Source organism: Pseudolactococcus laudensis (assembly GCF_013449735.1).
GTDB classification, from domain to species: domain Bacteria; phylum Bacillota; class Bacilli; order Lactobacillales; family Streptococcaceae; genus Pseudolactococcus; species Pseudolactococcus laudensis.
Map to the genome: position 1 here is coordinate 12,850 of NZ_JACBNY010000012.1, position 23,401 is coordinate 36,250.

General features: G+C 39.2%; 21 protein-coding genes. All 21 read right to left on the reverse strand.

The features are described from left to right. Positions 1-205: 205 nt before the first annotated feature. The 21 genes from HZR21_RS07380 to HZR21_RS07480 all read right to left on the reverse strand — a co-directional run bounded on the left by HZR21_RS07380 (position 206) and on the right by HZR21_RS07480 (position 23,395). The gene (locus HZR21_RS07380) at positions 206-901 is read right to left on the reverse strand and encodes an LrgB family protein (RefSeq protein WP_003139278.1); all 696 of its coding nucleotides are present in this window, start codon (positions 899-901) and stop codon (positions 206-208) included. Next, complete coding sequence (locus tag HZR21_RS07385; RefSeq protein ID WP_003139277.1) at positions 898-1,260, reverse strand: CidA/LrgA family protein; 363 nt, start codon at positions 1,258-1,260, stop codon at positions 898-900. The genes HZR21_RS07380 and HZR21_RS07385 overlap by 4 nt, the downstream gene beginning before the upstream one ends. Positions 1,261-1,391: 131 nt before the next feature. Then, positions 1,392-2,642 carry a CapA family protein gene (locus tag HZR21_RS07390; protein WP_180747089.1) on the reverse strand — a complete coding sequence of 417 codons (1,251 nt, stop codon included), beginning with the start codon at positions 2,640-2,642 and terminating at the stop codon, positions 1,392-1,394. Positions 2,643-3,212: 570 nt separating this feature from the next. Further along, a complete protein-coding gene (gene icd / locus HZR21_RS07395) occupies positions 3,213-4,445 on the reverse strand; it encodes an NADP-dependent isocitrate dehydrogenase (RefSeq protein ID WP_180747090.1) in 1,233 nt (410 codons plus the stop codon). Then, positions 4,438-7,041, reverse strand: a complete 2,604-nt coding sequence (gene acnA, locus HZR21_RS07400) for an aconitate hydratase AcnA (RefSeq protein WP_180747091.1) — start codon at positions 7,039-7,041, stop codon at positions 4,438-4,440. Before acnA ends, icd begins: the two co-directional genes overlap by 8 nt. Next, entirely contained in the window at positions 7,038-8,363 is a 1,326-nt protein-coding gene (locus HZR21_RS07405; protein ID WP_180747092.1) for a citrate/2-methylcitrate synthase, read from the reverse strand. The genes acnA and HZR21_RS07405 overlap by 4 nt, the downstream gene beginning before the upstream one ends. 177 nt (positions 8,364-8,540) lie before the next feature. After that, positions 8,541-9,446 carry a DNA-binding protein WhiA gene (whiA, locus tag HZR21_RS07410; RefSeq protein ID WP_180747093.1) on the reverse strand — a complete coding sequence of 302 codons (906 nt, stop codon included), beginning with the start codon at positions 9,444-9,446 and terminating at the stop codon, positions 8,541-8,543. Continuing rightward, positions 9,443-10,420, reverse strand: a complete 978-nt coding sequence (locus HZR21_RS07415) for a YvcK family protein (protein WP_180747094.1) — start codon at positions 10,418-10,420, stop codon at positions 9,443-9,445. The genes whiA and HZR21_RS07415 overlap by 4 nt, the downstream gene beginning before the upstream one ends. Further along, positions 10,417-11,310, reverse strand: coding sequence for an RNase adapter RapZ (rapZ, locus tag HZR21_RS07420; RefSeq protein WP_180747095.1), 894 nt, complete (start codon positions 11,308-11,310; stop codon positions 10,417-10,419). Before rapZ ends, HZR21_RS07415 begins: the two co-directional genes overlap by 4 nt. Then, positions 11,297-11,917 (reverse strand): TIGR01906 family membrane protein, encoded by a 621-nt coding sequence (locus tag HZR21_RS07425; RefSeq protein ID WP_180747096.1) that lies wholly within the window; start codon positions 11,915-11,917, stop codon positions 11,297-11,299. Before HZR21_RS07425 ends, rapZ begins: the two co-directional genes overlap by 14 nt. 10 nt (positions 11,918-11,927) lie before the next feature. Then, positions 11,928-12,692 carry a TIGR01457 family HAD-type hydrolase gene (locus HZR21_RS07430; protein ID WP_180747097.1) on the reverse strand — a complete coding sequence of 255 codons (765 nt, stop codon included), beginning with the start codon at positions 12,690-12,692 and terminating at the stop codon, positions 11,928-11,930. A gap of 1 nt (position 12,693) precedes the next feature. Then, positions 12,694-13,419, reverse strand: a complete 726-nt coding sequence (locus tag HZR21_RS07435; RefSeq protein WP_180747098.1) for an acyl-ACP thioesterase domain-containing protein — start codon at positions 13,417-13,419, stop codon at positions 12,694-12,696. Between the two features lie 41 nt (positions 13,420-13,460). After that, positions 13,461-14,276 (reverse strand): glycoside hydrolase family 25 protein, encoded by an 816-nt coding sequence (locus tag HZR21_RS07440; protein WP_246307831.1) that lies wholly within the window; start codon positions 14,274-14,276, stop codon positions 13,461-13,463. Between the two features lie 22 nt (positions 14,277-14,298). Then, positions 14,299-15,435 carry a radical SAM family heme chaperone HemW gene (hemW, locus tag HZR21_RS07445; RefSeq protein WP_180747099.1) on the reverse strand — a complete coding sequence of 379 codons (1,137 nt, stop codon included), beginning with the start codon at positions 15,433-15,435 and terminating at the stop codon, positions 14,299-14,301. Between the two features lie 175 nt (positions 15,436-15,610). Further along, entirely contained in the window at positions 15,611-16,507 is an 897-nt protein-coding gene (locus HZR21_RS07450) for a bifunctional riboflavin kinase/FAD synthetase (protein ID WP_180747100.1), read from the reverse strand. Beyond that, a complete protein-coding gene (gene truB, locus HZR21_RS07455) occupies positions 16,504-17,400 on the reverse strand; it encodes a tRNA pseudouridine(55) synthase TruB (protein ID WP_180747101.1) in 897 nt (298 codons plus the stop codon). The genes HZR21_RS07450 and truB overlap by 4 nt, the downstream gene beginning before the upstream one ends. Positions 17,401-17,402: 2 nt before the next feature. Further along, a complete protein-coding gene (locus HZR21_RS07460; RefSeq protein ID WP_180747102.1) occupies positions 17,403-18,773 on the reverse strand; it encodes a DUF2130 domain-containing protein in 1,371 nt (456 codons plus the stop codon). Position 18,774: 1 nt separating this feature from the next. Next, complete coding sequence (pcrA, locus tag HZR21_RS07465) at positions 18,775-21,063, reverse strand: DNA helicase PcrA (protein ID WP_180747103.1); 2,289 nt, start codon at positions 21,061-21,063, stop codon at positions 18,775-18,777. A 205-nt stretch (positions 21,064-21,268) separates the two neighbouring features. Further along, positions 21,269-21,490: a hypothetical protein gene (locus tag HZR21_RS07470; protein ID WP_180747104.1), complete on the reverse strand. Its 222-nt coding sequence runs from the start codon at positions 21,488-21,490 to the stop codon at positions 21,269-21,271. A gap of 102 nt (positions 21,491-21,592) precedes the next feature. Then, positions 21,593-22,321: a class A sortase gene (locus HZR21_RS07475; protein ID WP_180747105.1), complete on the reverse strand. Its 729-nt coding sequence runs from the start codon at positions 22,319-22,321 to the stop codon at positions 21,593-21,595. A 36-nt stretch (positions 22,322-22,357) separates the two neighbouring features. Next, on the reverse strand, positions 22,358-23,395 hold the full coding sequence (locus tag HZR21_RS07480; protein ID WP_180747128.1) for an FAD:protein FMN transferase: 1,038 nt from the start codon (positions 23,393-23,395) through the stop codon (positions 22,358-22,360). Between the last annotated feature and the right edge of the window lie 6 nt (positions 23,396-23,401).

Sequence of the window (23,401 nt, forward strand, 5' to 3'; positions counted from 1 at the left end):
TTTAGATACCCTTCATACTTCTTTATCAAACAGTATCTTATATTTATAAGTCGTTCGATGAATGAAAACGCTATCTTTTCTATAAATTCAGTCTAAAGGAAAGCCTTATATTTGTCAAGAAAATAACTAGATATTTTATGGAACTGACCAACATAAAAAAACAGCTATCTCAAAATTAGATAGCTGTTGCCTCAAGTCCAGTTGTTTATTTCAAAATAATAGCAGCAATAATTGGGCTAACAATAACGTAAACAATGCCTGTCACCCCAATAGATAGACCTGCCATCGCGCCTTCAATTTGCCCCAACTGCATAGCTGCACCTGTTCCAATAGCGTGACCCGTGCCACCCAGAGCTACACCTTTCGCCACCTTGTCCTTAATCCCAAATAAATCAAGCAACACAGGCCCAACGACTGAGGTTAAAATCCCAGTCGCCACCACAACAACAAGCGTAATCGTCGTCATCCCCCCCATTTTACTGGTAATTCCTATGGCCATGGCGGTAGTTACGGATTTAGGAAAGAGACTAATAGCAAGGAAAAAATTCATACCAAAGGCTTTGGCGAGGAGTGCTGTTAAAGTCGTGTTAACAATAGCACCAATCACAACACCTGCGATGATGCTGCGCGCATGAAATTTCATGAGTTTAAAAGCTTGAAAGAGTGGGATGCCTAGGGCGACTGTTGAAGGGATAATCAAGGTATTGAGATAAGAACCGCCAACGTAATAATCGCTGTAAGAAATTCCAGTGGCTTTCAAAAAAATAATCACCATCATGACAGCTAATAATAATGGCGTTGTCGCAGGATTTGTCCATTTCCGATGAATTTGTGCCGCAATAAAATAAGCAAAAATGGATAAGGTGAGACCAAATAATGGATTTGCTACAACTTCTTTCATTTTCTGTAATCCCCCTCAAAACGATGTTTGACAAATTGTGTGACAAAGCCAATGACTGCGATATTGACAACAATCGCAAGCACTGTAATCACAATAATTTGCCACCAATACTTGGAAATAGCATCCCAATGGCTCATAATCCCAACGCCAGCTGGAAGAAAAAGAATGGTCATATTTTCAATCATAAATTGACCTGCATCATAAATCTGACGTAATCTGATAAATCGAAATTTAAGGGCAAAAAATAATAAAACCATGCCAATAATCGAGCCTGGTACCGGAAGTTTGAGTACTGTGGATAAGGTTTCTCCAACGATAGAGAATAAGAGGATATACATAAACTGAAAATAAATTTTCATTGCAACATTGTGACCTTTCTGGTAGATAAGCTTATTATAGCGCTTTTTTCTGAAAATTACAGGAAAAAATACTAATTTCTGACAAATAAAAAATCTATTGTTTAACAGATTTTTTTCATGATATTGATTGACTAAAATTTAATATTCAACAAGGCCATCATTTCATGATAAGCCGTTTCAATTCTCTGCTGTTTATCCTCAGAAACCTGATTAAAATACTTGCCGCCTTTAATATAATCTTCTGCTAAATAAACTTGGTAATCATAGGCAGGGTAACCCAAAAATGTCCGATTAATTGGTTCTCTTGATACCCATGTTGGATGAGCTTTAATAGCTGTCAAACTTGTTTTGCCAGCTTTTTTAGCGACTTGAACTTCCATAATCACGCCACGTTCAGTCCAATAATTTTCTAGTGTCTCGAAACGCTGATTTGACAAAAGATTTCCCATAGAATAGATAATAAATTTCTTTTCACCGTCTTTTTCAATGATTTCGGTTGGCTCAGCCACATGAGGATGCCCACCAAAGATAATGTCTGCACCAAAATCAACCATTTGACGGTAGGTCGTCTCTTGCTCAGGTGTTGCCTCTAAACTGTATTCAACACCTGATTGAGGCATAACAACCACCAAATCAGCCATTTCTTTTGCTGCCTTAATTTTCTTCTCAACCTTGGCCATGTTTAGGTCATTTAAGTACTTGTCGTAATCTTCCTGACTAATACTTGCCTCTATACCATTAAAGCCATAGCTAAAGCCTAGAATGGCAATTTTGATGCCATTCACATTTTTAACAAGTATTTTATCATCCGGTACATTGACACCAAAAGTATCTAGTCCTGCTTTTTGAAACGCATTCGCCGTATATTTCAGGCCACTAAGTCCAGTATCTAAAATATGATTATGTGCCAAATCCAAAGCGTCATAACCTGCATTTTTAATTGATGTTATCACAGATTCTGGGGCATTAAAGATAGGATACCCTGCCAATTCATAATCTGGATTAATCGTTCCTTCAAAATCTCCTAAGGCTAAATCAGCAGAAGAAATCAGTGGCGTAATCTGCTCATAATCGTTTGAAAAATCATACTTTTCTCCATCAAAAGCACTACCATAGACAATATCGTGATACAACATATCACCACTCGCCATAATTGTTGCTTTCTGAATTTGTTTAGATTCTTTTGACTGTTTAGACTTTTTCATTCCTGATTTAGACTTAACTTGACTTGTTCCAGATTGCTCTTGTACTGTTTTTGCTGGATTTAAAACATATTCCCCAACAAATAAAATAACTAATAGTACACCTAAAACTAGTAATATCGCATACAAACGCTTTGGTATTTTTTCAGAACTTTGTTTTTTATCATGCCTAGTATCCAATTTTCACCCCTGATATCTCCCCAAGATATCCCCTTTATTTTCACCCTCATCAATCAGTCGTGTACACAAGATACCTTAAATGACTGGATGTTCTACCATTAACACCGGTACAGCATAATTATATCACAGACAATATGTTATTTGTTTATAAATTGAAAGAGATTGAGATAAAAGCCCCCTAAAAAATAGGCTATAAATGATTTCTGATGTAAATCGAAATCATTCATAGCCATTTACTACGTTATTTTTTAAATTTGTAAAACAAGATTATTAATACTACAAAATTGATTAAAAAACATTATTCTTTTTACCAAATTGGTATTCTTTTGCCAAAACAATGCGAAATTAGTAAGAAAAGTGTTGATTTTTTACCAAATCGGTATTCTTTTGCCAACACAATGCGAAATTGGTAAAAATATGTTGATTTCGTTGTAGACTCATATTATTTCTACGAAACAATACAAAAAGAAAAAAACAAACAGGTAGGCTTAATTTGATTACCTAGTTTGCTTTCCTCTTTTTTGTCCGTGAACTTTATCCTTGCCTATATAATAAGACACTTAAAGTCCTTTAAATGTTTGAGATAATTGCTTGAGTAAATTCAGCCGTTGTTAATTGACCGCCTAGATCCCGTGTTGTTTGACCACTTGCAATAGCTTTAGCCAGTGCTGATTTAACAAGCAATGCAGCCTCTCCCCAGCCCATAAAATCAAGCATCATCACACTTGATAAGATCAGACTTGACGGATTGGCAAGGCCTAAGCCGGCGATATCTGGTGCAGTACCATGTGTCGCTTCAAAAATCGCGTGGCCCGTGATGAAATTGATATTAGCACCTGGCGAAATACCAATCCCACCGACCTGTGCAGCTAAAGCATCAGAAATGTAATCACCATTAAGATTAAGTGTTGCGACCACCTGATAGTCTGACGGATTGAGCAAAATTTGTTGTAGAAAATTATCCGCAATTGCATCATCCACATAGATTTTGCCTTCTGCCAAAGCTTGATTTTTAACTTTTTTTGCCGCCTCAATACCTGATGCTGCTTTAATATCATTAAACTCATTCACCGTGAAAGTCGGGTACTCACTTGCGACCTCATAGCCCCATTTCTTAAAGCCACCCTCAGTAAATTTCATGATATTACCTTTATGAACAAGCGTCAACCGCGTATTCCCATTAGCAATTGCATGGTCGAAAGCTGCTCTAACCAAACGTTTCGTACCATCTGGTGAAACAGGTTTGATGCCAATGGCAGAGGTTTTGTCAAAACGGATTTTATTAATGCCAAAGTCAGACTTTAAAATCTCAATTAAACGAAGAGCGTCTGCGCTTTCACTTTCGAATTCAATCCCAGCATAGATATCCTCAGTGTTCTCACGAAAAATCGTCATATTAACATTTTCAGGATGCTTAACTGGAGAGGCAACACCCGTGAAATAAGCAACTGGCCGAACATTCGCAAATAAGTCAAAATTTTGGCGCAAAGTTACATTTAAACTGCGGAAACCTCCACCAATTGGGGTCATCAATGGTCCTTTGATAGCAATGAGATTTTCCGTCAAGCTCGTCAAAGTTGTCTCTGGTAAATAATCACCTGTTGTCTCAAAAGCTTTTTCACCCGCCAGCAATTCCTGCCAAGTAATTTTTTTCTCACCAGCATAGCTTTTAGCGACCGCTGTATCCACCACTTCAATCATAGCAGGAGAGATATCAATCCCCACACCATCGCCATTAATATAAGGAATTTCAGGGTTATTAGGAACACTTAACTTCCCGTCAATCATTTCAATCTTAGCCATTTGTCACCTTTTTCTTAATCACCATTTGCAAGATACCACCATTTTCGTAGTACTCTAAATCAGCTTGTGAATCAAAACGTAGTTTAGCTTGGAACGTTTTGTCATCTGCATGAACTGTAATCAGTTGACCGATTTCTGGTTTTTCAGGGAACTCAAAACTAAAGGTTTCAAATCCTGTCAAACCAAGACTGTCTGCTGTTTCACCTGGTAAAAATTGCAGTGGAATCAAGCCCATCATGGCAAGATTACTGCGGTGAATCCGCTCAAAACTTTCAGCAATGACGACTTTAACACCTAGAAGATTAGTCCCTTTAGCTGCCCAGTCACGTGATGAGCCCATACCATAGTCTTTACCAGCTAATACGACGAGCGATGTGCCGTCAGCCTTGTATTTCATGGCTGCATCGTAAATCGGTAGCACATCTTCACCATATTTAGTCACACCACCTTCAATACCTGGTGTCAATTGATTTTTAATGCGAATATTGGCAAATGTGCCAAGCGTCATGACTTTATCATTCCCACGTCGGCTACCATAGGAGTTGAAATCACGTGGCTCAACGCCAGCAGCAGACAGAAATTCTCCTGCAGGTGATTTCATGGCAATATTACCGGCTGGGCTGATATGATCTGTTGTGACAGAATCGCCAAATTTTGCTAAGACACGTAAGTTCGTGAGTGGTGCATGACTAGCGTTGTCAGCCAAACTCAAATCGTCAAAATAGGGTGGATTGGCTACATATGTTGAGCTTTCATCCCAGTTATAGGTTTCGGATTTTGATGATTTGATGTTATTCCAGGCTTCATTAGCATCAAATACATGTGCATAGTAAGTCTCATAGAGCTCACGTGTAACATATTTATCCACTTCTGCCTTAACGGTTTCATAATCAGGCATGATATCTTTGAGATAAACAGCCTGTCCTTCTTGATCCACGCCAAGTGGCACCGTTGTTAGGTCTTTTTTGACATTGCCTGCAATGGCGTAAGCGACGACAAGCGGTGGGCTCGCCAAATAATTGGCTTTGACAAGTGGATGAATGCGGCCTTCAAAGTTTCGGTTACCGGAAAGAACTGAGGTCACGAGCACATCTTGGTCAAGAATAGCCTCAGACACATCGTCAGCGAGAGGGCCTGAGTTCCCGATACAAGTTGTACAGCCATAGCCAACAACATCAAATCCTAGGCTTGCAAGTGGTGCCATCAAGCCGGCATCTTCGAGGTAGGCGGTAACGACTTTTGAGCCGGGTGCTAATGACGTTTTTACAGTTTTAGGTACTGTCAACCCTTTAGCTACTGCGTTTTTCGCTAAGAGTCCTGCCATCATCATGACATAAGGATTACTGGTATTAGTACAAGAAGTGATTGCGGCAATCGCAATGTCACCTTCTTGCATGAGGCTATCAGCTTTAGGTTGGTTAGTCGCAAGGTCTTTTGAAAAAGTCTCAAATTCAGATGCCATTTGCCCTAAAGCAATCAAATCTTGGGGACGTTTGGGTCCTGACAGATAAGTTTCAACCGTTGCTAAATCAACTTCAATGATTTGGTTATATGCTGCTTCTTTTGTTGCATCGTAAAACAAATGATTGGTTTTGGCGTAGGTTTCAACCAATGATACTAGTTTTTCATCTCGGTTGGTATTGGTTAGATAATTCAGTGTTTCATCATCAATCGGGAAGAAACCACAAGTTGCACCATATTCAGGTGCCATATTGGCAACCGTAGCCCGGTCGGCAAGTGTCAAACTCGCAAGACCTGGCCCGAAATACTCGACAAATTTCCCCACAACATTTTTGTCACGAAGAATTTTTGTCATAGTTAAAGCTAAATCAGTTGCTGTTGCAAGTGGATTGAGCTTACCGACAAAGCGAACACCAATAACTTCAGGCATTGGGAAATAAGAGGCTTCTCCTAAAATAGCAGCCTCCGCCTCAATACCGCCAACACCCCATCCAAGTACGCCTAATCCATTAATCATGGTCGTATGGCTATCTGTACCAAAAACAGTATCAGGAAGTAAGACACCATCTTTCACACTGACAACATCTGAGAGAAATTCGATGTTGACTTGGTGAATAATCCCTGTTGCTGGTGGGACAACTCGGAAGTTCTCAAAAGACTCAGTCGCCCATTTAAGAAATTCATAACGCTCACTATTACGCTCAAACTCACGTTTGGCATTGAATTGCAGTGCTTGCTCAGAACCTGAATAATCGACTTGTAAAGAATGGTCAATGACCAAATCAACGGATACTTCTGGATTAATCAACTCAGGCTGACCACCTAATGCTTTGACTGAATCACGCATGGCGGCAAGGTCAACAACAGCGGGCACACCCGTAAAATCTTGCAAGATGACACGACTAGGCTTGAAAGGAATCTCTTCTGAATCAAGTATTTTACCATCATATTGCTGCAACTTCTCGAGATGTTCTGAGGTAAATTTGACACCATCAAAATTACGAAGAATCCCTTCTGCTAAAATACGTAATGAATAAGGGAAGGTCTCAATATTTGAAATGGCAGATTGAATATCAAAATAGGTATAATCAGTCCCATTAACCGTCAGCATTTTCTTATAATTTTTCGATGTCATGCGTTCCTATCCTCTATTTTTGTATATTTTTTAGTCGTCAACACACTTTCGTAAGCCGGACGAATAATTTTATTCATATTCAGCATTTCTTCCATGCGGTGGGCGCTCCAACCAACAATCCGGGCAATCGCAAATAAAGGCGTGTAAAGCTCCTCAGGCAATCCCAACATTTGGTAAACAAAGCCACTATAATAATCGACATTTGCCGAAACGCCCTTATAAATATTTCTTTCTTGGGCAATAACTTGCGGTGCGAGACGTTCAATTTTTTTATAAAAATTGTACTCATCATGCAAGCCTTTTTCTTCAGCAAGTTCTTTGACATATGATTTAAGCACTTCCGCACGTGGATCAGAGACTGAATAAATAGCATGTCCCATACCGTAAATCAAGCCCTGTTTGTCAAAAGCTTCCTTGTTCAAAATTTTTCGTAAATACTCAGAGATTTCTACTTCATCACTAGGGTCAGAAATATTTTCCCAAATATTATCTAACATTTTTGCAACTTGGATATTAGCGCCACCATGTTTAGCCCCTTTAAGACTAGATAGAGAGGCGACAACTGAGGCGTAAGTATCCGTTCCAGAACTTGTCACAACGTGCGTCGTAAAAGTCGAGTTGTTACCACCACCATGTTCCATATGCAGAATCAAAGCTAAATCTAAAACTTTTGCCTCTATATCCGAAAATTGCTTGTCCGATCTCAAAAGACGCAAAATATTCTGCGCTGTCGTCAAATTTTCATCTGGATAGTGAATATAGAGACTCTTGCCATTTTCATAGTGATTATAAGCCTGATAGGCATAAATCGCAAGCAACGGAAAATTAGCAATCAAACAGAGCGATTGGTCTAATACATTTTCAAGTGTCATTTCACTCGCTTTAGAATCAAAAGTCGCCAAACTCAAAATACTTCGGCTGATAGAATTCATGATATCACAAGACGTCGCTTCCAAAATAATATCTCGCACAAAGTCTTCTGGTAACTGTCGTTTTGCTGCAAGCACCTGGGTAAATGTTGTGAGTTCTTCAAGCGTCGGTAACTCACCAAAAAGGAGAAGATAGGTAATCTCTTCAAAACCAAAACGATTTTCTGCTTTAAGATGCTCTGATATATCTTTAATATTAATCGCACGATACTCTAAGATACCGGGCATCGGGTCCCCTTCTTCATCAAAGGAATGAATGGCTGAAATGTTAGTCAACCCTGCTAATACCCCTTTACCATTGACATCACGGAGCCCCTTTTTAACGTCATATTGCTGGTAAAACTCAAGTGGAATGATAGAATTTTTTTTAATCTTTTCTGTATATTTATTCATGAAATGCGTCAACCTTTCGAATGAATCTTCTGAAAATTTTGATATTGCCTTATTATAATTTATTTTAAAGATATTTACAAGTTTTTAGATGTATTCTATTATTACTTTTATTTTAATAGTTCGTATTTTTGTAAGCGATTGTAATGCTGAACTGGCTTGACTATCAAAAAAACTTCATCAGAGTGTCTGACGAAGTTGGCTGGCTAATTCTTTAATTTTTCTTAGACGGTGGTTAACACCTGATTTACCTAATGGTGTTGCTAATTTTTGTCCTAATTCGACAATCGTTGCATCAGGGTTTGCGATTCTCGCAACTGCTAATTCACGTAAATTATCTGGTAATTTATCATGGCTTTGTAAAAATTTGATGTCTTCAATCGCAGATTGGGCAGCGTTGACTGTTTTACCGATATTGGCTGCTTCAAAATTGGTCTGACGGTTAGCAGTGTTGCGCATTTCGCGGACGATTTTTGCATCTTCATACTTAAATCTTGCGGCATTGGCCCCAATGAGGCTGAGAAAATCTATAATCATCTCAGAATTTGATAGGTAGGTGATAACTCGTGTTTTACGAGCAATGAGTTTACTTGCGATACCAAAGTTTTCAAGTAAATACTGCAAGTCAGACGCATGCTCCTCATAATATGAGGCAATCTCTAAATGATACTTGCCATTTTCAGGATTTGTCACACTTCCACTACTCAAAAAAGCGCCACGTAGGTAGCCAATAGCTTTTTTTTCGTCGAATTTAACGGTATCAGGGACGCCATGGTCGAGTAAAAGGCTATCTGCCAGCTCAAAACGGTCGAGGACCTCTGACACATTGTCTGTTATCATCAGGGTGTAAACGCGATTTTTAGACAGGGTCGTCTTTTGGTGCGTTTTAATAACAGATTTGATGCTATATTCTTCTGATAAGGTCGCATAGATAAAGCGTGCAGTTGTGGCATTTTCCGTCGTAACAGAGAGTGACAAACCGTTTGAGATACCGAGGACACCGTTCATTCGAATTAGTGCAATAATAACCCCATCTGTGACCTTTAACTGGGTCAATTCTTTCTTCACATCAGCTGAAAAACTCATTGACTGCGACGCTCACTGATTCTCATGATTTCTTCAGTGACTGCATCGCCATTATGGAAGGCACCACCGTCTACTAATTTCAAGAAATTTGCGGAAATGACACGCACATTCTCAGTCTGTAATCCTTTAAAATCATGCGTCACTTGGACGAGATATTCGTCGAATTCATTAGAGTTCATGTAGGCATCTGGAACCGCCTCAACGTTTACTAAAACTGTATCAATAAAAGATACACCGACATGTTCATGCAAGATTCTAACATGGTCAGCATCTGTGAAATTTTCTGTTTCACCACGTTGCGTCATAATGTTGCAGACATAGACAACTTGAGCTAAGGTTCTCACAAGTGCCTCTCGAATTTCTGGAATGACAACATTCGGCAAAATTGATGTAAAAAGACTACCTGGCCCCATGACAATCATATCTGCCGTCATAATCGCATTAACAACATGGCGAGATGCCGTAGGCTGATCTTCATTATAGGTATTGGTCACATAAACATGATCAATTGTGCCTGGATAATCCGCAATACGACTCTCACCAACGATTTCTGTCTTATCTTTAAACACGGCATGTAAAGTCAGAGCTGATTCACTTGAAGGCAAGATACGACCTTGCACATGGAAAAATTTAGATAAAATTTTAAGGGCATTGTAAGTCGAACCCTGCATTTCAGAAACGCCCGCAATAACTAAATTGCCAATAGGATGACCACTAAGCGGACCATCCTCAGCTCTAAAACGGTATTGGAAAATCTGCCCATACACGCTAGGCATATCACTCATGGCAACTAGAACATTACGCAAATCACCGGGCGGTGCAATATCAAGTGTGCCTCTTAATTTGCCTGAACTCCCACCATCATCAGCGACCGTCACAATCGCTGTTAACTCGACATCTTCTTTTCGTAAAGAGGCTAGAATAACTGGAATACCTGTACCACCGCCAATGACAACAATTTTTTTCTTTCTCATGAGCGGTTTACCGTTTCCTTTCTTCTGTCTTTATCACGATGACTAAGATTAACTAGCCAGCCGTTAGCAGCTAGTTCTTCAGAGATACGTTTAGCAAAAGCGACACTTCGGTGTTGACCGCCAGTACAGCCAACAGCAATCATGAGCACTGATTTTCCTTCTTTTTCATAACCAGGAATAATCGGATTGAGCATGGTCATCAAGTTTTGGTAAAAAGACTCAGATTCCGGTGCATCCATGACATAATGATAAACGGCATCATCAAGTCCTGTTTGATTACGTAATTCTGGTACATAATGCGGATTAGGCAAGAACCTCACGTCGAATACTAAATCAGCATCTAAAGGCAGGCCATACTTAAAACCAAAACTCATAACCTCAATTCTAAAGGCAGCTTTGGTATTTTCAGTCGCAAATTGTTGGATAATTTGTGAGCGAAGATTTCTAGGTGTTAACTCTGTCGTATCAATCACGTTTTGTGAAAATGATTTTAAGGGTGAAAGCAGTTCGCGTTCACGCATGATACCATCCAAAACACGACCATCTTCTGCAAGAGGATGACTACGGCGCGTTTCTTTATAACGTGCAACCAGTTCTTCATCAGAGCTATCCAAAAAGAGCAGTCTAAAATCAACTTGTGGATTATCTGAAAGGTCATTGACGATGTCAGATAGGGCATCAAAAAAGCTACGACTCCGCATATCCACCACCATTGCGACTTTATCAATATCTGAACTTTCAGAAGTTGTCAATAAACTAATAAATTTTTCAATTAGGTTCGCAGGCATATTATCAATTGTAAAGTAGCCCATGTCCTCAAAAGATTGAATGGCGACCGTTTTACCGGCACCGCTCATCCCAGTGATAATCACTAAATTAATTTTTTTCATTTGAAAAACTCCTTTTCGTTTTGAGCAATAAGTAAGACCAAAATACCATGTAAATCACACCAAAAATCATGAAACATAGCATAAAATAGTTTTCAGGAAGGATATTAATAACTGGATCGGTGGCAGGATCAAAAAGCCAGGTGGCATCTCGGAAGAAAATTTGATGAAAACTGATGAAAATTGAGTCAAAGCCACCAAATAAAGCAATAATTCCGATAAAAACTGAAATGACTAGGCAAATTTTTATGCCCTGATAGAATTGAATGTAACGCTTTTTCTTGATAAACAAAAATGTCGGGACGAGTAATACCACGGTTAACAAAATGGCCAATAGAAAGAGCTGCTTAACATCAGCAAAGTGTTTCAATCCTGCCTGTGAACTCGTGAAATCTGGCATGTTTAACTTTTGGATAGCAGGGTTAAGTAAGTAACGCATCAACTTATCAAAATTATAGCTAATCGTTTTTTCACTCAGATAAGTCAATTCTGGTAACTGAAAGATATTGATTAGGCCATGAAACAAAGGAATAGCAGCTAAAATCGTAAGTGTGGCACTAGCCGAAATTGACCAAATTATCGTCAGCAAAAAATGAGCTTTAGTTTTCATAAGTTGCTACTCACATCACCCAATCATCCAATGTTGCGACAACATGCGTTGGTGCAATCGGTAAGTCTGGTACTTCTTCTGCTCGGGTAAACCCTGTCGTTACAAGCAAAGTATCAATATCATTATCAATACCAGCTCGAATATCTGTCAAATAATTATCACCAACCATCAAGAGGTCACGTCGGGCAATCCCGATTCGCTCAACAGCTTTATTCATGATAATCGCATTGGGCTTGCCGATAAAAATCGGTTTAACTCGTGTGGCAACTTCCAATAATTTATTAATACTACCCGCTCCCGGTAATAAACCACGTTCTGTTGGAATATTCAAGTCAGGGTTAGTCCCAATAAACATAGCACCTTTTGCAATAGCAAGCGTTGCTAGCGTCAATTTTTCATAGGTCAAATCATTGTCCAACCCCACGACCACATAAGCAGGATTTTCAGTATCCCGTTGGTAGCTGCCATAAATCGCAGATTTGAGACCCGACTCACCAATGACATATGCCGTCTTGCCTTTTGCCATATCATCCATATACTCAAGTGTTGCTAGAGTTGCAGTATAGATAGTCGCTTCAGAAGTCGTAATATCGAACTTTTCTTGCAATCTTGCCTGAACTTGTGCCGGTGTTTTTGTTGTATTATTAGTTACAAATAAATGTGGGATATTTTTTTCTTGTAGCCGTTTGACAAATCGCGTTCCCGCCTCAATACGGTCTTCTCCAAGATAAATCGTGCCGTCCAAGTCAATCAAATAACCTTTGTATGTCGTCATCTTATTTTTCTCTCCAAGTCATCTCAGCCTGAGCATGCTTACCTTCCGATACAATTTCGTGAAACGACTGCACCCCCACCAAATCCACACGTGATGTCACGTTAGCGCCGTAAAGCACTTCCTTGCTGTATTTCAAATGAATTCTTGACGGTACATGACTGCTCAAAAAATCATAGCCTAGGACATCTGTCATCCAGTCAAAATACTTACTATTATTGACATGCCCATTTTGGTCAATGTCGTTGAACCTCACGTGATAGCTTTTTTCAAGCGGCGTATCAGACAAGGCCGTGTATTTGTGGCCGCGAACAATCTTCGAGATTTTCTCAGACTGATAAGGGGCGACAATGTCATCCTCGACATGCGCAACTTTCCGACTCGTGGTATCAATTAACACAAAGGTCGAATTAATCGTTAGGAGTGTGTCACCATTTTCAGCATAGAAAACGAAATCTCGGTAGCAGAAAAATTTATTGTAGGATTTAGGAAATGTTGACATCGTAATGATTTCACTAAACCTAGGCAAACGCTGAATGGTTACATCATATTCGACGACAACCCAAGCGTAATTATAGGTCTCTTTTAACCAATCATCACTAATGCCGAGACTATGAGATTGTTCACCGGATAGTTGCAAGGCAATGTTGAAAAGGCTAGGTAATTTCATGTTGCCATTAGCATCAGTTTCATAATAAGGAACAGTATATTTTTTCTTGTAAGTTAGCATACTCTTATTTTACCAAAAAAACGCCGAAATTGGCGTTTTAGTTATTTGATAGGTTGTCCATGATTAAAGAGTTTATTATAGTCTTCAATATTTGTGACGCGATTAAAGTCTAAATCCCCTGCGAAACCATTAAGACGACCTCGACTGGTGTATTGATGCAAATCATATGGAATAGTTGTATCAGGTGATGTATCCCAATACCCTGTATCACCACCGTAATGTGCCAACCAAACACTGCTAAAAGGCTCAACATCTAATTGATTGGCTGTGATAAACCAATCTTGTGTATAAATACCAATATTTTTAGCGCCAAATTTGGCTAATTCATCTCGGAAAGCTTCAATGCCACGATTAAAATCTGTTTTCATTGTCACTTCTTCAACATCTAACCACCAATAGGTTGGTTTATATTTTTCAGCACGCTCATAAAACTTCTGAGCTTCCTTACGCATCTCGCTTTCCGATTTACCATTGACATAGGCGTAGACAGCAACTGGGACGTTTCGTTTTTGAAACTCTTCTATATGCGTATCCATCGCCTTATCTTTGCCATTCTCATAAGCCGCATTATTTTTCTTCTTCATACTAATACCATGCTGCACACGAACAATGACACCATTGACCTGTTGCGACAATGTATCATAATCCATTTCTGACGGCAATTGCCAACCAGAAATATCGATAATCGGTTTTTTAAGGTCGACACCATGATTCAGCGACACCTTAGTTACCGTATCATCTCCAGTATTGTCAATTTTTGTAATATTTAACTTAACAAAGAGCGCAACAAGGGCAAGTGAGAAAAATAGGGCCAGCAAAATCCCTGGCGGCTTCAAATGTTTTCGCATCATATTCATTATCACATTATATCAAAAAAACCTAGTCATCGTCTAGTATAAACGTTTCAAATACATCATTACCAAGCATTAACCCCTGACGCGTCATAAAAATCTGGTCACCTGATTTTTCAAGCAATTGCTTTTCTATCAATTGACTAACTGTTTGTCCGTAAATCGAATCAAAATTTTGGTCAAATTTTTCAGAAAAGTGTCGCATATTCACACCTGATTTTTTGCGTAGCCCCAAAAACAGCTCTTCTTCCATCTGTTCTTTCTGCGTGAGCTTTTCTTTGACAGCTTGCTTATCCGCATGTTCCAGATAATGGTGAATTGGCACATGATTCTTATAACGCACACCATTGAGATATCCACTAGCCCCAGCACCAAAACCATAATATTCCGCATTATCCCAGTACATGAGGTTATGGGCACTCTCATAACCCGCTTTCCCGAAATTCGAGATTTCATAATGCTCATACCCCGCAGCTTGCAAGCTATCAATAATATAATTATACATCTCAAAATCGGTATCTTCACTTGGTAAATCAAGTCGACCACGACGCATTTTATTCATGAAAATGGTGTGGTTTTCAAGAATCAGTGAATATAAAGCAACGTGTGGTAAATTTAAACTCAGAATATTTTCAATGTCTTTTTTGACATCAGCCATGGTCTGACCAGGCAGCGCGTAAATCAAATCAATTGTGATATTATCAAAGCCTGCTGCTCGAAGTTTTGCCACATTATCAAAGACATCTTGCGAGTTATGACTACGTCCAATTTTCTTGAGAAGTTTGTCATTAAAAGTCTGTACCCCAAGAGAAACTCGGTTGACATGATTTTTTTTCAGAACCGCAATTTTATCATCTGACAAATCACCCGGATTGGCCTCCACTGTAAATTCTTGTAACATTGTCAAGTCTAAATTTTGAGTCAAACCAGCTAATAATCTGTCAAGTTGTTCAGCAGTTAAAGCTGTTGGTGTGCCACCACCAATATAAAGGGTCTTAAGTTCAGAGATTTTTTCTGCAGCAACCTCTTCCAAAAGTGCCGTAATATAAGCATCTACTGGTTGATTTTTGATATAAACCTTAGCAAAGTCACAATAGTAACAAATTTGCGTACAAAATGGAATATGGACATAGGCTGAGCTCGGTTTGTAACTAACTTTTTTCATTAATATTCTTTCATTTCTTCTTGATTTCGAACAAGTCTCATTGCTCATTATGCTATTTTTAGCTTGTCATGTCAAGTTTAATCGCTTTGTCTTTATTGTAGGCAATAAAAAACTCAAGTCCTCAGACTTGAGACATGTTTTATCAGCTTGCTTGATAGCCAAAATATCCCCAATTTTAAAACTCACGAGATAATTTTTCATCACTATTCATTTGTGTAATCAAAGCATCAACACCATCAAACTTAATCATACCACGAATCAGTTTTAAGAAATACACTGTTACAGATTCACCATAAATTTCATCATGGAAATCAAAAATATTGACTTCAAGTGTTTTATTCTTACCACCAAAGGTATCATTGTAGCCAATAGAGGCCATGCCACGGTAACGTACACCAGAAACCTCAATATCGACAACATAAACACCAATAGCTGGTAAATATTGGTAATGCTTAGACTCAATATTAGCAGTCGGGTAACCAATGGTGCGCCCTCTTGCCTCACCATGAACGACTATCCCAGAGACCTCATAATCGTAGCCTAAAAGTCGATTGGCAAGACTGACATCACCATCAAGAACCGCTTGACGAATTCTAGTTGATGAAATCTTTTCACCTGCATCTGACACTTGCGCAATTTGGTAAGATTCATACTCAGAAAGCTGACTGAGCTCACCATGGTCTGAACCAAATCGATAGTCAAACCCTACAACAATCGCAGCAATATTCAAGTGACTCACATATTTTTGAATAAAATCATGGCTGGTTAACTTGGCAAAATGACTGGTAAAATCAGTCAAATAAAGGAAATCAACGCCATTCTCTTCAAAAAGCGCTAAGCGTTTATCCGGTGATGTCAGATGTTTAAATAAATCTTCATTAAATTTTTTAAAAACGAGTACAGGACTCTCAGGAAATGTCAGCACCGAAATACTGGCATTTTTTTCAGCCGCCAAATCACGCGCCTTATCAAACAAAGCCTGATGTCCTCGATGCAGACCATCAAAATACCCTAAAACAAGTATTGTTGGGGCTGAATCAAGATCTTCTTCCTTAAATTTAATAACTTTCATTTGATTACTTTCTTAGGTTTGTAAAGTTGACCGTCTCTTTGTTCTAATATCGCAATAAGTTGACCGTTTTGAATACCTGCGACAATTTTGTTCTCAGCCGTAATCTTGACAAAACGCCCAAAGCCAATCTCTGAAACTTGCGCCTCAGTCAATTCAACTTTTTCTAAATCAAAGATACCATATTCAATAGGCAAGAAAGCCTCATCTAACCGATTTTCGGCTTTAAGTTGCTCAATTTCTGATAATTTAAATGCCTTGTCAATCGTCAAGCCAGCTGATGCTGTCCGCTGTAGGTAAGACATATGACTGGCAAATCCAAGTTTTTCACCCAAATCAACAGCCAGAGTTCTGACATACGTTCCCTTACTACAAACAACACGGAAATCAAATCTAACAAGACCATTTGCCGCATCGAAAGTAGGTTCAGACGTTCTTGAAAACTCTGAAATCGTCACCTGTCGCTCCGGTCGATCAACCGTCTCACCAGCGTGCGCATACTCATAAAGTTTGCGACCATTGACTTTAACTGCTGAGTACATCGGTGGAATCTGCGTGATTTCGCCGACAAAGTCGACCATGGCAGCATCAATCTCTGTCGTCGTTGGCATGTTTAGAACGGGAGTAGATGCGACCACTGCACCACTTGCATCCTCTGTTTCCGTCGAATAACCCAGGGTAACTTGCCCCTCATAGACCTTTCCGGCCTCAGTCATGTACTCAATCACGCGCGTCGCTTTACCAACAGCAATCGGTAAAACACCAGTCACGTCAGGATCCAAAGTCCCGCCATGCCCGATTTTTTTCGTCTGTAAAATCTTACGCAATTTGAAAACGACATCATGACTGGTCATGCCTGCTTCTTTATAGATATTTAAAATTCCGTTAACTGTCATTTTTAGTCCTTGTTTAGATTGGCAAATTTCTCAGCCATGGTTTGATTTTTTCTGGTTAATTTCTTAACAGAGACATCCTCTAGTTTATTGTTAGCCAAACGTAATTGATTTTCACTCGTTGAGAGTGCTTTTTTAACTTCTTCCATGCGTTTGATTGATTTATCAATCTCATCAATTGCCTTAGCAAAATTTTTGCTAGCTGAAGTATAATTCTTAGCAAAACCTGTTTTAAAGATATCTAAGTCAGCCTCAAATGTTGTAATATCAATATTTTGCTCACGAATCAAAGCAAGTTCTTGTTTATAATCCAGTGAGTTCATGGCAGCGTTGCGCAACAAACCAATCAATTGAATAAAGAAATTGGGACGTACAACATACATTTTAGCATATTCATGCGAAACATCCACAATCCCAGTATTGAAATAATCATTATCGGCTTCTAGCATGGTCACTAAGACAGCATACTCACAGTTTTTCTCCTTGCGGTCTTTGTCTAATTCCTTATAGAAATCACGGTTTTTATGCTTGGTTGCTGTTTCATCACCTTCATTTTTCATTTCAAACATGATAGAGATGATTTCATTGCCATATTCATCATTTTCACGGTAGATGAAATCGCCCTTACTGCCTGTTCTCGCGTCATTATCTTTTTCAAAATAAGCCTTTGGAAACATGGTCGCACGCACTTTATTGAATTCATTTTCAGCAAAGTTCTCGAGACTTTCGCCAATGGCTTTAGTGGATTGCTGGGCCTTGAAGTTTTTGTAGAAATCCACTTCATCGTTTTTTGCCTTGAGTAAAATCTCGTACTCATTTTTGATAGCATTGGCTTTCAGTTCTTGCTCTTTTTCGGTTAACAGGAGTTCATTTTTAATCGCATCCCGTTCTTTGGCAAGTTCCGCTAGGGCTTTTTCGTTTTCGGACACTGTTTGTTGTAACGTGAGTTGTTTCTCAGATTCAAGCTGCTGTAACTGCGCTTTGAGTTCTGACAGTTCAGTCTGGAGGGCTGATTTGGTTTGTTCTTCAACCAATTTCACTTCAGCATTTTTCGCTTGCTCCAAATTTTCACGTTCAAGCTGCGCTTTTTCGAGAGCTGCTTTTAAATCCGTTAACTCTGTTTGTAAGGCAGACTTTGTCTGTTCTTCAACCAATTTCACTTCAGCATTTTTCGACACTTCCAAGTTTTTGAGCTGGCTTTCAAGCTCAGCTAACTTAGCATCAGACTGAACGGTTAGGATTTCTTTTTCTTTTTCAAGCTGCGCATCGATTTCTTGCTCAAATTCATGCGTCCGAACTTGTGCCAAGATATCCGCAAAACCTGATGCATCAACCGTAAAGACCTCCCCACAATGTGGGCATTTGATTTGATTCATTTTAATTTTCCTTTTTCTCAATCGGTGCCATCTGCGCCAGCAAGCGTTTTAAGCCAACTTCTGGGAAGGCGATTTTCAATTCCATGTTTGAGCCTGTACCTGAAACATCTAAGACCGTGCCATCTCCCCATTTTTTATGGTGGGCGGTGTCGCCGATGCTCCAGTTGCCAACTGGTTTTTCTGTCGCACCTTGTCTTGCTGAAACTGAGCCAGTCGATGACACTGCGGATTTCCGACCTTTAATAGCATCTGCTAAGCTGACACCTGAACCAAATTGACTTCTTGACGATGTGCTGGAAGATTTATAAGTTGCATTAAAGCTCGTATTAGCTTTTCTGGCTTGACCTGTATAAGTCAGCAACTCATCGTCAATTTCACGTAAGAAACGCGACGGTTGATTATAGCTTGAACGACCAAAGAGCATGCGTGAGCTGGCATTTGTCATATACAAAACTTCTTCTGCTCGTGTGATACCGACGTATGCTAGTCGGCGTTCTTCTTCTAATTCGTCTTCATCTTCGGCTTGCCGACTGAGTGGAAAGACGCCTTCCTCCATGCCGACGAGGAATACAACAGGAAACTCTAGGCCTTTAGCCGCGTGCAAGGTCATGAGGGTCACTTGCGATGTTTCGTCGTAACTGTCGGTATCTGCGACCAAGCTAAGGTCATTTAGGAATCGACTAAGTTTATCTAAACCTGTCTCGTCTTCAACTGCGTTTTCAGCTTCCTTGTCATCAAAGCTTTTGGTAACGGTCAAGAATTCTTCGATATTTTCCAGACGATTTTGGGCTTCAAGACTAGTTGTTTGAATTTCTAGCGCTTTTTTGTAAGTCGTTTTATCTAGGACTTTTTCGACTAACTCAGTAATGGTAAACTGGTCCACATCATCGGCGAGATTAAGCAAAATATGCGCTAGATTAAAGAGTTCTGATGCCGCCTTGCCTTTAAGCGAGCTGAGCGTCACATCGCGCGCTGCTTCCAACAAAGAAACATCTTGCTGAGTCGCAAAATCGCGAAGTGTTTCAAGCGCCTTAGGACCGACGCCGCGTTTAGGTTCATTGACAATCCGCTCAAACGAGATGTTATCACGAACATTTGCAATGACGTTGAGATAAGCAACAACGTCCCGAATCTCTTTACGAGAGTAGAATTTAGTGCCTCCGACCATGGTGTAAGGAATGTTAGATTTAAGGAGCGCTTCCTCGATGGCACGAGACTGGGCGTTGGTGCGATACAAAACAGCAAAGTCTGAGTACTGCCGCTTGTTTTCTTGCAGTTCATGGTTAATTTGTCCCGCAACAAAATTGGCCTCTTCACGTTCATCACCAGACCGATGATAAATGATGTTTTCTCCGTCCGCATTTTGCGTCCAGAGTTTTTTAGGGCGACGTTTTTGGTTGTTATTGATAACTTCGTTGGCAGCTTGTAGGATTGTTTTAGTTGAACGATAATTTTCTTCTAACAAAACGACTTTAGCCTCGGGATAGTCCTGCTCAAAATCCAAAATATTTTGCATATCAGCGCCACGCCAGCCATAAATAGATTGGTCTGCATCCCCTACGACGCATAAGTTTTTAAAGCGTTTAGCTAATAGCTGCACCAATTGATACTGGGCATGGTTGGTATCTTGGTACTCATCAACGTGAATGTACTGAAATTTCCCTTGATAATAAGCAAGAACATCTGGATTTTTATCGAAAAGAAGAATCGTGTTCATAATGAGGTCGTCAAAGTCCATAGATTCGCTGCGCTTGAGTTCTGTTTCATAGCATTTATAGGCCTTGGCGACGATTTCAGTGTAGAGGTAGTTGGCGTTTTTAGCATAGCTTTCTGCTGTGACTAAATCATTTTTACTGTTAGAAATTGTCCCTAAAATCGTACGCTCTGTAAACTTTTTCGGGTCAACATTGAGCTCTTTTAAAATACGTTTCATAAGAGTGCGCTGTTCACCTGGGTCAACAATCGTGAAGTTTCGATTATAACCGATATGGTCGGCATCACGACGGAGAATGCGAACACACATACTATGAAAAGTTGCGATAAGAGTGTCTTGTGTGCGAGGATTAAGATCAATCGCCCGTTCGCGCATTTCTCGCGCTGCTTTATTAGTAAAGGTAATCGCAAGGATATTCCAAGGATTGACCATTTTTTCTTCAATCAAATACGCAATTCTATGCGTTAGAACACGTGTTTTACCAGAACCTGCTCCCGCCATGATTAAAAGCGGGCCTTCTGTTGTCTGTACCGCCTCAGCTTGGCGGTCGTTCATACCTTGTAATAATGGATTCATTTTACTCTCTTTTCCTGTTTGACATCTCTATTATTATAACATAAATGACTAAAGGTGTAGAAACAGTGACGTTTGAAAACACCCTCATTTTTGCAACATAAGTATGGTGGAATTACCGCGCAGTTTAGTAAAAAAATGAATACCAAAAATAAAAAATAGACCAGAATTCAAAATTTTCTAGTCTATTTTTTAGAGATCTCTTGTTTTATTGACGTTTAAACTTTTTCATCATAAGAATAATGAGCAAGTAAATCATTACTGGACTCAGTAACCAAAAAAGTGTTACTGGGATACTTTTAAACATGACTAGCATATAACCATGTCGATAAAAATTCACCATACTTATCAAAAATGGCAGAGCTAAAACAAGCATGACAGTCAAATGCACCAAGTTGGGGTGCTGAAACTTTTCTTCAAATTTAAGCATTTCATCTCCTTTAATTAGACAATAATATATTTTTCTTAATTTTACCTTAAACTAAAAAGCCCTGGCATCTTTAATAGATACTCAGGACTTCTCTTATTCCCTTTAAAAATTAGTAAATTGATTATAACTCACTTCAAAAGCTTGTTTAACATCTTTTTTAGCCGTATCGAAAGGAAATTCATTGACGTAATCTGCAAAAACAATAATCCGATTTACAGCTTCAATATCATCACAAGTAACAAGCGTCAATTCTTTCTTACCGGGATGATCGTCAATCACTTCAACATGTTCAGGTGTCATGACTTGGACATCCCGAATTTTATACTGATAAATTTTTTCTTTATCCGTGATATAAATCACCATATCTTTTTTAGCACGTTCAAGTGGTGTAAATAGTAACTGAGGTGCACCAGTCACTCCGCTGACATGGTGGCTTGCCAGGGCATAGTTTCCTTGCCCCATAACAGCATCAGGTTTCATAGTACCAGCACCATAAGTAAGTTCAACGTTGCCAATACCACGAAAAATTGGAAGGTTGATGCCCAGATCAGGGATAGCGATGCCCCCAATTACTGGTAATTTCTGAGCATTTAATTGATTCTTCATGACATCTTCAAAGGAAATTGGATTCACTTTTGAAAAATCAAAATCACCGACGCCATCTTTATCATTATCCTTCAATGTTTTTTTATCAATCTTCGTCACCTGATACTTATTGGCATTCCATGCCATAATCATGTTTCGATAACCCTTGTTAAAAATGAGTAATAAGCCTAGCAATAATAGCAATATCAGAAAGATATTCACTAACCAGCGTCTCAATTTTTTCATTAGGTCTCTCCCTTGCTACACTTGTAACTTATTGCATTATTTTAAATCAGCGATATCACCGAGTTGATACTCAGATTTTTTATCAATTTCAAAGCGTTCTTTCAGATTTTTACTAACGTAGACTTTATTATCTTTATCAACAAAAATGGCTTCGATATTTTTATGCTGCTCGACAAACTCATAACCTTTTTTGGTGCCTAAAGAAAAGATTGTGGTTGAAAGCGCATCACCATCTACCCCTTTTTTACTGACAATCGTGACACTTTGAATATCATTATCAAAAGGATAGCCCGTTTTGGGGTCTAGTAAATGCGGATAGATTTTACCATCTACTTTTAAAAAGCGTTCGTAGATACCAGAGGTTGAAACAGATTCATCTTGCGCCTCTAAGAGACCAACTTGAGTAGAGACCTCTTTATTGGGGTCTTTAATACCAATCGTCCAAGGCTCATTATCTCCTCGATACGAATGACCAATCAGAGATAGACTTGATGAGCCCAAATCAACAATCGCTGTTGTCACCCCATGTTCTTTTAGATAATCAGTCATCCTATCTGATACATAACCTTTGGTAATGGCACCCAAATCAATTTTTGCGCCTTTTTGGGTGATATAAACTGTTTGTTTTTTATCATCGAATTTAATTAAACGATGAGATACCAGTGGTAGGGCTTGATCAATTTCACTTTGACTTGGTTTTCTGGCATCGTCAAATCCAATATGCCAGAGGCTACTAATAGCCCCAATCATCATATCAAAACCTGTCTGTTTATCAGAATAGTCATATGCTTCTTTCAACAGTTTATAAACTGATTTTGAAACTTTGACTGGTTTGATACCGGCTTGGTCATTTACTTCGTCTAGCTCGCTACCAGATTGATTAACTGAGGTTTTCTTATCGTAATCTTTGGCAATTGCAAGCGCTGACGCAACATCTTTTTCGTGACCTTTATCATAGGATGTGATTTTGACATAGGTTCCCATTGTAAAGACTTCTTTGACATAGGGTTTTGAACGTAAATCACGCTTGTGTGTACTGCAAGCTATCAAAACTAGACAGAGGCTTAAAAGCATGGCAAA